This is a genomic window from Pontibacter sp. 13R65, assembly GCF_047525655.1.
Classification (GTDB): domain Bacteria; phylum Bacteroidota; class Bacteroidia; order Cytophagales; family Hymenobacteraceae; genus Pontibacter.
Genome location: NZ_JBLIQL010000004.1, coordinates 296,786 through 309,422, shown reverse-complemented (window position 1 = coordinate 309,422; position 12,637 = coordinate 296,786). Strand labels below are relative to the sequence as shown.

The 12,637-nt window shown below is 46.9% G+C and carries 9 protein-coding genes; 2 read left to right on the top strand and 7 right to left on the bottom strand.

The features are described from left to right. Positions 1-229: 229 nt before the first annotated feature. The gene (locus ACMA1I_RS07340; protein ID WP_337067647.1) at positions 230-1,297 is read left to right on the top strand and encodes a LacI family DNA-binding transcriptional regulator; all 1,068 of its coding nucleotides are present in this window, start codon (positions 230-232) and stop codon (positions 1,295-1,297) included. Positions 1,298-1,335: 38 nt separating this feature from the next. Here the strand turns inward: ACMA1I_RS07340 and ACMA1I_RS07335 are convergent, their stop codons facing one another. Genes ACMA1I_RS07335 through ACMA1I_RS07320 form a run of 4 tightly spaced genes read right to left on the bottom strand, consistent with a single transcriptional unit; the run spans position 1,336 to position 6,898 of the window. Continuing rightward, a complete protein-coding gene (locus ACMA1I_RS07335; RefSeq protein WP_337067646.1) occupies positions 1,336-2,118 on the bottom strand; it encodes a copper homeostasis protein CutC in 783 nt (260 codons plus the stop codon). Beyond that, a complete protein-coding gene (locus ACMA1I_RS07330) occupies positions 2,099-3,076 on the bottom strand; it encodes a N(4)-(beta-N-acetylglucosaminyl)-L-asparaginase (RefSeq protein WP_337067645.1) in 978 nt (325 codons plus the stop codon). Before ACMA1I_RS07330 ends, ACMA1I_RS07335 begins: the two co-directional genes overlap by 20 nt. A 53-nt stretch (positions 3,077-3,129) precedes the next feature. After that, positions 3,130-5,433 (bottom strand): GH92 family glycosyl hydrolase, encoded by a 2,304-nt coding sequence (locus ACMA1I_RS07325; protein WP_337067644.1) that lies wholly within the window; start codon positions 5,431-5,433, stop codon positions 3,130-3,132. 37 nt (positions 5,434-5,470) lie between these two features. Beyond that, positions 5,471-6,898, bottom strand: a complete 1,428-nt coding sequence (locus ACMA1I_RS07320; protein ID WP_337067643.1) for a glycoside hydrolase family 125 protein — start codon at positions 6,896-6,898, stop codon at positions 5,471-5,473. A 278-nt stretch (positions 6,899-7,176) separates the two neighbouring features. On the opposite strand from ACMA1I_RS07320, the gene ACMA1I_RS07315 reads away from it, so the two are divergent. After that, a complete protein-coding gene (locus ACMA1I_RS07315) occupies positions 7,177-7,926 on the top strand; it encodes a DeoR/GlpR family DNA-binding transcription regulator (protein WP_337067642.1) in 750 nt (249 codons plus the stop codon). Positions 7,927-8,723: 797 nt separating this feature from the next. On the opposite strand, the gene ACMA1I_RS07310 is transcribed toward ACMA1I_RS07315, so the two are convergent. From ACMA1I_RS07310 to ACMA1I_RS07300, 3 genes are all read right to left on the bottom strand, one after another. Next, a complete protein-coding gene (locus ACMA1I_RS07310; protein ID WP_337067641.1) occupies positions 8,724-11,012 on the bottom strand; it encodes a GH92 family glycosyl hydrolase in 2,289 nt (762 codons plus the stop codon). 331 nt (positions 11,013-11,343) lie between these two features. Then, a complete protein-coding gene (locus ACMA1I_RS07305) occupies positions 11,344-11,853 on the bottom strand; it encodes a YceI family protein (protein ID WP_337067713.1) in 510 nt (169 codons plus the stop codon). A gap of 161 nt (positions 11,854-12,014) precedes the next feature. After that, positions 12,015-12,464 carry a MarR family winged helix-turn-helix transcriptional regulator gene (locus tag ACMA1I_RS07300; RefSeq protein WP_337067640.1) on the bottom strand — a complete coding sequence of 150 codons (450 nt, stop codon included), beginning with the start codon at positions 12,462-12,464 and terminating at the stop codon, positions 12,015-12,017. Positions 12,465-12,637 lie beyond the last annotated feature (173 nt).

The window sequence follows — 12,637 nt, the reverse complement described above, 5'->3', positions numbered from 1 at the left end:
TAATTTTTCAACCCACCTCAGAAACTTTTTTCGTACACTGTTTTCAGAAACAGCATACTACTAAGTTCACTTTGGCTAAAAAAGAAGCAGGGCTGGTAAAAAAGAAAAGATCAGTTTGCTAAAATTGATAATGTTACTTAGTTAATCCGATAGGGTAGCAGGTTAAATAGTTATAAACCTTACATTTAAACACAGCAAAGATACCTGAACATTTGCTACATACGATTAAATGGAAAAGAAGAAAATTAGGATCAAGGATATTGCCCAGCTGGCAGGTGTTTCTATTGGCACTGTAGATCGTGTATTGCATAACAGAGGCAGGGTCTCTGACGAAGCGATGCAGAAAGTGCTGGAAACATTGCACCAAATGGACTATAAACCTAACCTGATCGCACGCACCCTCGGCTCAAAAAAGACATACCGAATAGCTGTGTTAATTCCAGATCCCTCATTAGATGAATATTGGGCTCAATCTGTACAAGGCATCAAACAGGCAGAAGCCGAGTGGGCGCAGTACGAATTCTCTATAGAACCTTTCTATTTCAACTTATACGAAAAAGAATCATTCAGAAGCGTAGCAGAAAAACTAACGGAAGCAAACCCCGACGGTATTTTGGTTGCACCCATTTTTTACCATGAGGCCCTCCCCTATTTCCAAAAATTTAAGGATCTAGGCATTCCTTATATTCTGTTTAACACGAATATACCTGAAGTAGAACCCTTAAGCTTTATTGGCCAGAATTTATATAGCAGCGGAAAAGTTGGAGCGGAACTGATGTGCCTAGGCCAAGGAGGTTCGGGCAATTTTGTTGTGCTGCACATAAACGAAGACAGCCATAACTCCATACACTTGCTGGAAAAAGAAAGAGGATTTAAAGAGTACTTTGCTGAGCATAACGGAGCCGATTACAACATCAAAACGCTGGACTTAGGCAGTTTAAAAGAAACAGCTATAGAAAAGGAAGTAGAGCATCTGCTCTCAGACCCAATGCTGAAGGGTATTTTGGTTTCCACCTCCAAAGGCACTTCTCTGATTTCATCTATATTAGAGAAGAGCGGAAAAAAAGATATCAGGTTAGTTGGTTACGATTTGCTCAAGGAAAATATACATTACCTAAGGTCTGGCATTATCGACTTTTTGATAAACCAGAATCCGAAACGCCAGGCTTTTTTAGGAATAAACTATCTGGCAAACCATTTATTGCTTAAAAAGGCGCCGCCACACTTCGACCTTTTTCCGTTAGAAATTATAACGCAACAGAACCTGGAGTCTTACCTGGAATCGACTTTCCATTAGGCCTGAACGCCTGGCAAAACCAGCCAGGTACAGCGTAGTTAAATCTCAGCTTCTGCCAACCTACAAATAGTCGTTATCTTTTGTTCGTCTGCCACTAAGCTCTCATACTCAGAGAGTTGCTGCATTCCTGCCATGGGCAGGTTATCTCTACGAAACAGCATGTCACTAGCAATCTTTTTCCGGGCAGAGGTATGAAGCTCTGTTGCCCCGGTTAACTTTAGAAGCTCCTGCATGTTGCGCTCATTTACGCCGCTGCCCGGCATAACTGTTAAGTTATTTCCTGCACGCTCTATTAATTCACTTATCAAAGCTGCTCCTTCCAAAGCCGTACCTTGCTGTCCTGAAGTAAGTAATCGGTCTACATTTAATTCTATCAGGTCGTTTAAGGCTTTGTAGGGGTCGGGGGTAACATCAAAAGCCCTATGAAAGGTAACGGAAAGTGGTTTGGCCACAGCCATAAAGGACTGCATCAGTTCAACATCTACTTGCCCATCTGGTTTCAAAGCTCCCACCACCACACCGTCTGCACCCAATTCTTTGGCAACTTCAATATCTCTTTTCATGATTTCTACCTCAAGCTCAGAGTACAAGAAGTCACCCCTTCTGGGCCTGATGAGCACATGCAATCCAATATTAATGCTTTTCCTGACTATTTTGATTAAGCCATAGCTGGGCGTCAGACCGCCTTCTGACAAACCGCTGCACAGTTCCACGCGCTGTGCTCCCCCCTTTTCAGCTGCCACAGCAGAGAGTATAGAATCTACGCAAACCTCCAGCACTGGCTTCTTTCTGGCAGAAAAACTAAAGTTTGTACTTTCCATCTATCAGTTGTTTACCCGAGTTTGTGTGCACCGCATAGTTAAATCCTTTGTGAATGCAATACCCACCATACTCGCCCCGCTTGTTTAAGGCAATAAAGCCCACCTGCAGGTCTGACACATCTTTATGCTTGGCTATAATGCGTTCTACTGCCAGCTTACAGGCTTTTTCAGGTGAGTTACCCTGTCGCATCAGTTCTACCACTAAATGGCTCCCAACCATCCGGATAACCGCCTCGCCTAAACCTGTTGCTGTAGCTGCCCCTACCTCGTTATCCACAAACAATCCGGCCCCAATAATAGGAGAATCGCCTACCCGACCGTGCATTTTATAGGAGGCGCCACTTGTTGTGCAGGCTCCTGCCAGGTCACCATTCGCATCCAGCGCCAGCATTCCAATGGTATCGTGGTTTTCTATGTTGATAACTGGTTTGTACTTCGATTCCTTCATCCATTCTTTCCAGTCCTTTTCAGACTCCGGCGTAAGCAGGTTTTCTTTTGCAAAACCTTTGGATAGTGCAAACTGTAAGGCTCCCTCTCCTACCAGCATCACGTGCGGCGTGTCTTCCATTACTTTGCGGGCAACAGAAATGGGGTGCTTAATGTGCTGCAAAAAAGCGACTGCGCCACAATTGCTATCCTTGTCCATAATGCAGGCATCTAAGGTTACCTTGCCTTCTCTGTCGGGGTAGCCACCGTAGCCAACGGTTCTGATGTGCGGATCTCCCTCCGGCACCCGCACACCAGCCTCTACTGCATCAAGGGCATTTCCTTTCTGCGACAGTACTTTCCAGGCAGCATCGTTGGCCGGCATACCGTGGTCCCAGGTAGAAATTACAACAGGTTTATTTACTGCTTTTTTGCCTAACGATCCGGCAAACGCTTGTTCTATTGGGTACAGGCCACTCAAAAAAGTAGTGCCCAAGGCAGATAATTTCAGGAATTTCCTTCTGCTACTCATGCTGTTATGTTTGTGGTGCTTTTGTTGGTTAGTAAATCGGTTGTTTGGGTGTGTTACCGCCTGCTCATGGAAGGCGGATAACTTTCCGTAGCAGTGGCCCATGTTTTATTTGGTTGGCTGCCCATTTCAAATGTTAAAGTTCCACCCTCTGTAATCTCTTTATGCGAAATAAAAGAGCGGTTAAGCGGCTTGCCGTTCAAAGTGGCTGACTGGATGTACATGTTCTTGTCTGATACTTGATTGGCCACCACTTTAAAGCGCTTGCCATCTTTCAGATTTATGTTGACTTCCTCAAAAAGGGGGCTCCCAATCACGTAGATGCCTTCAGCGGGATTAACCGGGTAAAACCCCATGGCGCTAAATACATACCAGGCCGACATTTGTCCGCAGTCTTCGTTACCGCTTATGCCATCGGGTGTAGCCTGGTACATTTGCTGCATAATCTGCCGCACCGTCTGCTGTGTTTTCCAGGGTGCGCCGGCGTAGTTATACAGATAGGCAATATGGTGGCTCGGCTCATTACCATGCGCATACTGCCCGATCAGACCCGATATATCAGGAGAAGTATTGTCGCCGGTAATTTCGGAGTCTTCGTTAAAAAGGTCATCCAGCTTTGCTATAAATTTCTGGTTACCGCCGTGGAGGTTTATAAGCCCTTGCACATCGTGGGGTACAAACCAGCTGTGTTGCCAGGCGTTCCCTTCTGTGTAATCGGTGCCTTCGCGGTGTGCCGAGTGCTTTGGGTCGAAGGTAGGGTTCCAGGTTCCGTTGGCATTTTTTCCTCTCATAAACCCAACCGAAGCATCGAACAGCAGGTTATAGCTGCCTGCCCTTCTCGTGAAGTAAGCATAATCTTCTGTTTTACCTAAATCTTTGGCTACCTGCGCTATGCACCAATCATCGTAAGCATACTCAAGGTTTTTGGTCACAGACTCATCTTCTAAATCAGAAGGGATATAGCCATACTGTTTGTAGAAGTTCACGCCTCTTATGTCCTGCATGGCGCTTTTCTTCATGGCCTCATAAGCTTCGGCTACATTGTAATTGCGGTATCCTTTAAAATAAGCATCGGCTATAACCGGAATGGCATGATACCCGGTCATGGTGTTGGTTTCGTTGCCATGCAATTCCCACACTGGCAGTAGCCCGTGTTGCCGGTAATGTGTCAGCATAGAGTTTATGATATCGTTCACTCGGTCGGCCTCTACAAGCGTTAGCAAAGGGTTGGCGGCACGAAAAGTATCCCACAACGAGAAGGTAGTGTACTTGGTAAAGTCCTGCGCCCGGTGCACCTGTCCGTCTGCGCCTTTGTAGTTACGTTGCACATCGCTGAAAATGACCGGCGCAAGCTTGGTATGGTACAAGGCGGTGTAAAAGATTTCTTTAAGGGTATCGTTTGGGCTTGTAACCTGTATGGAGGCTAAGGCATTGTTCCAGGCAGTATTTGCTTCATTTTTCACCTGCTCAAAATTCCAATGAGGCAACTCCTTTTCCAGGTTAGCTCTGGCACCCTCCACACTTGCAGACGAGATAGCTACTTTCAGATAAATAACTTCGTCTTGCGCAGTGCTGAAATCAAATTTAGCCTTAACGATTCTACCTTTTGCTTCGGCTGTGTTTGTCTGCACCACACTGTCCATGGCTGTACTGTAGCTTTTAAATGGTTTAGAAAACCTGGCCACAAAATAAACCCGCTGGTCTTCTGCCCAGCCTTTGGACAAGCGATAGCCTGACACCGTGGAATCATTCTCTACCTTCAGGAAGGCATCAGTTGGGCTGTCCCAGTTAATGGCGAACCCCAGGTTAAAGACAACCGATGCTTTATCAGACTGAGGAAAAGTGTATTTATGAAAACCGGCTCTCTCGGTAGCTGTTAGCTCTACCCGAATGTTATAATCCTGCAGTTTTACAGCATAATAGCCTGGGCTGGCAACTTCATCGGCATGCGAGAAGGTAGAGGCATAGGCGGGTTTTGCCTCTTTAACAGGACCTTTACTTAAATCTACATCCCCTGTTACGGGTATTACAGAAATGTCGCATAAATCGCCGATGCCAGTGCCGCTCAGGTGTGTATGACTAAAACCGGAAATAGTATTTTCGGAGTAGTGGTAGCCGGAGCACCAATCCCAGCCTTGTGCTCCGTTATCAGGACTCAGTTGCACCATACCAAATGGCACTGTTGCACCCGGATAGGTATGGCCATGTGCGCCGGTGCCTATAAAGGGATTTACAAAAGTGGTAAGCTCGTTGCTGCTTTTGCTCTCCTTATGCGTAGTAGTACATGCCTGCACCAGGCCAAGCACCGGAAGGTAAACCAATAACGTCCACTTCAGAAGATATGATGATACTAGCTTCATGCGAAAGAAAAAAGTCTGACAGGTATATTTCGGAGGACTAGGCGCGCAACAGGTGCGGGCGTTCCTTGTGCAGCTTCAGTATTAGCTCACCGAAAAGTGTATTTGCCCAGGCAAACCACTTTCTGGTAAAGTTGGTAGCATCATCTTTATGAAAAGTTTCGTGCATAAAGCCTGTTCCAGCATGGGTTGTTTTCAGTATGCGCAGGCAATCTTTTATCTCCGCATCAGAGCTACTGGTAAGCGCCCGCATGATAATGCTCATGGGCCAGATCATTTCTATGCCCACATGTGGACCACCTATACCCTCTCCCGCTTTTCCTTTGTAGAAGAAGGGGTTGTTAGCGCTCAGCACAAACTTGCGGGTATTTTGGTAAATAGGGTCTGTTATAGGCATAACTCCGAGGTAAGGAAGACCCAGCAAGCTTGGCACGTTAGCATCGTCCATAAAAAGTTTGTTGCCGAAGCCATCTACTTCGAACGGAAATATTTTCCCGAAATCGAGATGTTCTGCTACGGCATATTTCTGCAGGGCCTGCTCCACCTCATCTGCCAGGCTAGTGCATTCTCGCGCAAAAGCGGCATCTTTTAAAATAGTCTGGCTCATTTCGGCAAGTTGCCGCAACGATACCACCGCAAAGAAATTAGACGGCACCAGGAACAGGTAAATAGTGGCATCGTCAGATGGCCGGAAGGTAGAGCAGATGAGGCCGACAGGGTTGATAGGGTAGCCAAAACCGGCACCGGCAACCGTATCGGTCTGCTTTTCTGTTACGCGCTGAAAGCTGTAAGGGCCGCTCCCCTCTTTTCGTTGCTGCTCTTTGAAGGTTTTGAGCGTAAGCGCCATGGCTTTTGCCCAGTCAGCATCAAAACAGGAGGTATCGCCAGTCGTTTTCCAGTAGCCATATGCTAACCGTATGGGGTAGCACAACGAATCGATCTCCCACTTCCGCTCATGTAGCTCCGGCTTCATGTCGGTCAGGTCCTTTTCCCATTCGCTGCCCGTAGGACCCATGTTAAAGGCATTTGCGTAAGGGTCAATCAGGATACATTTTACCTGCCGGTTAATAACTCCCGCCAACATATCCTGCAGCTTCTTGTCTTCGTTTGCCAGGGGCAGGTAAGGCCACACCTGCGCTGTTGAATCCCGGAGCCACATCGCCTCTATATCGCCGGTAATTACAAAAGTATCGGGCTTTCCGTTGAGCACCTGGTAGTGCACGGTAGTGTCTAGGGTATTGGGCAGACAATTTTCAAACAGCCAGGCCAGCTCCTTATCTCCAATCTTTTTCTTTACCTCCTTTATAGTTTTCTCTACTGCTTTGCTGGTAAAGTTGCGGGCTGAGGGGGCTGGGCGTTTGGTAGTGAAGGGATCTGCCACTACATATGAGGGCACAGCTGTAAAGCCTGACGCGACTCCGGCTACCGCCAATCCTGTTGCTTTTATAAAATTTCTTCTTGTAGTCATCTAAGCTATAGTTTCTGGAAAAGCTGTTTGAAACTGACAGCTTAAATATTCAAACAAAAATTGTCAAATCAAAACAAACACGCAAAAATTCCGCAAAAACAAGCATAAACACTGCCGATATTTGCGCCAATGCGGCTAACAATTAAGGTTAATTAATAAATTTGCTAAATTGAAGCTCTATTTTACTAGAAATCAGAATTAGTACAGACAACTCAAGTGATCGTTGCTAGATTTAAGATAGTATTGCAGCAGCCATTCATGCAGAAAACCGAAAGAACATGCTTAAACAAGAAAGGCAAAATTTCATTCTAGAAGAAATAAGGAAGCACAACAGGGTGCTATCTTCGGAACTAAGCCTGAACCTGAATGTATCGGAAGACACCATTCGTAGGGATCTGAAAGAGCTTTCTGATAGCGGCCAGATAAAGAAGGTGCACGGAGGAGCCGTGCAGAATGCCTATATCCCATTTAGTCACAAAGACCGCGAAATTTATGCTCACGATGAGAAAGTAATCATCGTGCGAAAAGCCGTACCGCTAATACAAGACGATTTTGTGGTGGTGATGGATGGCGGCACTACCAACCTGGAGCTGGCCCGCCAGTTGCCGCTCGACTTACAGGCAACTGTTTTCACCAACAGCCTGCCCATTGCCTTGCAATTATCTGAGCACCCCAAAGTGGAAACCATTTTTATTGGCGGCAAGATTCTGAAAAATGCGCAGGTAGCTGTGGGGCTGGATGTTATTAGTTTTGTGCGGGACCTGCATGCCGATATTTGCTTTATAGGCACCCGCAGCATGCACCACGACCTGGGCATTACAGATTTTGACCGGGAAGAAAGCCTTACGAAGCAGGCATTGCTAGCATGTGCCAAACATGTAGTGTCTTTGCCCTTAGCAGAAAAGCTAAACACCACACAGCCTTACAAGGTAGCGCACATCGAAAACGTGCATACCATTATTACAGAACTAGCCCCCGATGATGCGCTGCTGAGCGAGTACCGACGGAAAGGCCTGCAGGTGTTGTAAGCGGCAACAAATTGCAACTGGCTACCCTTGAGCTTTTTTAAGAAAAAAAACCTCTTGAAGGGGTTTTTCATTAGAATAATTCCTTCAGAAGGCTTTTTATTTTTTTATGTAACTGCTGCTACACTTTCGATGCTTTCTTCTATAGCCATATGGGGCTCCGTTTTTCTTGGTAGCTACTTTATCCGGTGCCTTTATCTAATGTGTTGCATTGCTGGGGCTCTGAGCGTTCACGGCCGCGGGGCCTCGTCCTTGGGCATCGGCGCTGCACATCTTTCCTGCCCTTGCGGGCTGCCGCTCCCGCGGCACCGGAAACCCGTGACAGAGGGCCCCTCCCCCCGGCGCCTCAACCCAAGGAATGGTTTAGCTTTGATAGTAGCTGCCTACTCTTCCAATTTATTATACGACAGCAAGCTACAGAAAAAACACCTTTGCCAGGTGCACCTATTGAGCCGGCACTGTTTGAGCGTTCAGCGAGTTTGGCGGGTCTTGATTTTTTTTGTTCTTTTTGTATCAAGACAAAAAGAACAAAGATTCAGGCAATGAAATAGCTTCACTCTGCTGTCACAGCAGGAACAGCAGCTATGCTAACTTAAACAAAAAAATAGCAGAAGCTGATGCATCTCGCCCACAAGATCCTTTCAAGATGACAATGGGCGGGGGACTGAAAGCTGCAACGATCTTCTATTAGCTACCCTTGAGCACTTCTAATAAAAAAAACCTTTGGAAGAGGTTTTTCATTAGAAAAATTCCTACCAAAGGTTCTAGTTAATTCCTCAGAGCAGAAGTACTGAAAAGCTTTATTTCTCCCGCGACAGCGAATAAGGAAAAGCATCTGGTTTTGTTCCTCTTTCCAGATTCGGTTTGGCAGACATGTCAAAGTCCAGCACGGCTCCCTTCAGCAGTTCAGAATGGCTCAGCCAGTTTTTTGGGTAAGGCTTGCCATTTAATTGCATGCTGCTGATGTACTTCTTCTCGGCGCTGTTACCAGGGGCGTTTATAACGAGCTGCTTGCCACTTTCGAGCTGTAGGGTCACTTTTTTGAATAAAGGAGCACCCAGCACATACTGGTCGGTAGCTGGTGTAACAGGGTAAAATCCTAGAGCTGAGAACACGTACCAGGCAGATGTCTGCCCGTTGTCTTCATCACCACAATAGCCATCCGGGGTTGGCAGGTACATCCGGTTCATGGTTTCCCGCACCCAGTGCTGCGCTTTCCAGGGTTCACCGGCATAGTTGTAGAGGTAGATCATGTGCTGAATGGGTTGGTTTCCGTGCGCATACTGGCCCATGTTGGCAATCTGCATTTCGCGTATTTCGTGTATTACCGAGCCGTAATAACTTTCGTCGTAAACAGGTGGCAGCGAAAACACAGAATCCAGCTTGGCTACAAATTTTTGATTTCCTCCCATCAGCTCTATCAGCCCCTGCACATCATGGAAAACAGACCAGGTGTAATGCCAGCTATTTCCTTCGGTAAAAGCATCGCCCCACTTAAAAGGATTGAACGGAGCCTGAAAACTGCCGTCTTTGTTTTTCCCGCGCATGAGGCCGGTGGCGGGATCATAAAGGTGGCGGTAATTCAAGGCTCGTTGCGCAAACAGCTTTACCTCTTTTTTAGGTCGCTTAAGCGCCTTGGCTAGTTGATAAATAGCAAAATCGTCGTAAGCGTACTCCAAGGTGCGGGCGGCGTTTTCGTTTATGTTTACATCGTAAGGTACGTACCCCAGCTTAGTGTAATAGTCTGCTCCGGCACGACCTACAGCCGTTAAAGGCCCCTCCTTTTCGGCACCTTTCAGCACGGCTTTGTAGAGGGTGTTGATGTCGTAGCCGCGCATTCCTTTGAGGTAAGCATCTGCTACCACCGAGGCAGAGTTGTTGCCCACCATCACATTGCGGTAACCAGGGCTTGCCCACTCCGGCAGCCACCCACCTTCTTTAAACGTGTTTGCCAGGCCTTCCTGAATCTGCGCGCTCACGGTAGGGTACATCAGGTTCAGGAACGGGAAAAGTGCCCGAAAGGTATCCCAGAAGCCGGTATCTGTAAACATGTAACCAGGTAGTACCTTACCGTTGTAGGGGCTGTAGTGTACTACTTTCCCGTTGGAATCCAGCTCATAAAACTTCCTCGGAAAAAGCAGGGAGCGGTACAGGCAGGAGTAGAAGGTCTGCATTTGTTCTACGGTGCCGCCTTCAGCCGCTACTTTACCTAGTTCCTTGTTCCAGATCTGCTTTCCTTTCTCCTTCACGGTATCGAAATTGTCATTCCCAATCTCGTTCAGGTTAAGAGTTGCCTGCTCGTGGCTGATAAAGGAGGAGGCAATACGCGCAGTCACCTGCTCTCCTTTGCTGGTTTTGAACCCAACTACTGCGCCGGTATGATCTGCCTGCAGCTCCAGCTTATTCCCTTGCAGTCCGTTGCCATTCCAGACATTGGTGGAGGCAAAAGGCCTGTCGAACTGAATGACAAAGTAATTTTTGAAATTATCGGGTACGCCGCCACTGTTCTTGGTGGTGTAGCCAATAATCTTGTTCTCCTGCGGCACAATCTTTACATAAGAGCCCTTGTCCAGGGCATCGATTACCACATAGGCGCTGTCTGTTTTGGGGAATGTAAACCGGAAGCTAACGGCACGCTCTGTGGGAGCCATTTCAGTGGTTACATCGTGGTCGGCCAGATACACGCTGTAGTAGTAGGGCTTTACAACTTCTGCTTTGTGCGAAAACCAGCTGGCACGGTCGTCTTCGTTGAACCGAAGTTTGCCGGTAACTGGCATAATGGCAAATTGCCCGTAATCATTCATCCATGGCGATGGCTGGTGCGTTTGTTTAAAGCCTCTGATTTTGTCGGCGCTGTACATATAGGCCCAGCCATCGCCCATTTTACCTGTTTGAGGTGTCCAGAAGTTCATGCCCCATGGCAGGGCAATGGCCGGGTACGTGTTCCCATTCGACAAACTGTGCTTCGAGTCCGTTCCCATTAGTGGGTTCACCCATTCCACCGGTTCTGCTACGCGGTTAACCACAGTTGTTTGAGCAGATACGGAGAGAGAAAACAAAGCAAAAAGTGTAACAAGTGCTTTTTTCATGTTGGCTGGAAATTGTTTTTTGCCAGTGCACCAGCAGGTAACAGGTATCGGAGCTAAACCCAATTATTCTAATAAAAATGCCCTTCCGGAGCAATTCTAGACATAATCGGGCCAGGGCTAAAGCACGACAACTTTACCTTGGCAGACACTAAACGATGAGGTGATATTTATGAGTTACGGACAAACAATGACCCGCTCCTTAAACAGAACAAACTCAGAAGGCAGCAATATTATAATTCTTAAGGAGAAAAACTTCTAATTTAAAAAATAAAAAGCTGCCCCGCATCAGAAACCGGCGCAGGGCAGCTTTGAAAACATTTAGCGGCAGATTTTACATAGCTGCTGCCTGTGCCACCACATCCAGCGCCACGGTAAATTCGTCTAATATGGCTTTATCGCCCAGGCCTCCGAAAAAATTGCTGGAGCGGTACTTAATGTCGAACTTGGTGCGGTCTAGTACCACATCTGCCTTGGCCGTAACCAGCCCGTCCTTTACCGTTATGATGGCCGGAAAGGTAACAGTGTTTGTTATACCCTTAATGGTCAAGTTGCCAGTCACATTGTAGTTTAACTTACTTGCCACGGCATTGGTTACTGGCTTTAGGCCAGTAATAACAAACACAGCCGTAGGATGCTTTGCAACATCAAAAAAATCGCCGTTTAAGAGGTGCGCCCCTACCTTAGCATTGTCGGTGCAGGTAATGCTGGTCATGTCTATTACAAAGTTCCCTGCTGTTACTTTGCTTTTATCAGCGGTAAGCTGGCCACTCTTTAGTTTGAGGGTGCCATAATGCTCGCCTACTACTTTTTTAGCGTTCCATTTTAGCTCGCTTCTTTCTATTACTGCCTGGTAGGTTTTACCTTTGGCAAGGGTGGCTACTTCGGTTGCATAGGCCGTGGCAGTGTGGGCAGTAGCGGTTTTGTAGGCCGAAAAATTACGGCTGCAGCAACGGCAGTCAGAACAGCAAACTTTTTCATAGGCGGCTGAGGGTGGTTATTTTGTTAATCTCTTATCTTGTCGAGTAAGCGGTTTAGCTCCTTCGCCTCCTCCACCGTAAGGCTCTGGAACCCTTTCTGTCCGCTTACCTCCAGGCCATCCATTTCTTTGAGCAGGGCCAATCCCTTTTCAGTAATCAGTACATCTACGGTGCGGCGGTCGTGTTGGCATTGGCTGCGGGTTACCAGCTTTTTAGCTTCCAGCTTATCTACAATGCGCGAAGCGTTAGATGTTTTGTCGAGCATGCGCTCTATGAGCAGGCTAACAGTGGCAGGCTTTGGGTGCTGCCCCCGGAGTATGCGCATGATGTTGTACTGCGGCAGCGTGAGTCCGTATTTTTTAAATAAATTACTCTGTGCCAGCTGTAGCCACCCTGAGGTATACACCAGGTTAATATAAGCTTTATGATGCTCGTCTTTAAAAGTCGGCTGTTTAATCTCTTCCTCTATCCTCATACTAGGTTAGGTAGTTGTTTAGATGGTAAAGTAGCCTTGGTGCTGTTGTTCCCGCTGCTACAATTATTTATATTCCATTTAAGATAAAGCAAATAACTGAAAATGAAAGAAATATTTTAGTTACAGCCTCAAAAATAATTTTGTAGCTATTGTGGCAAAAGCTTCTGAATACG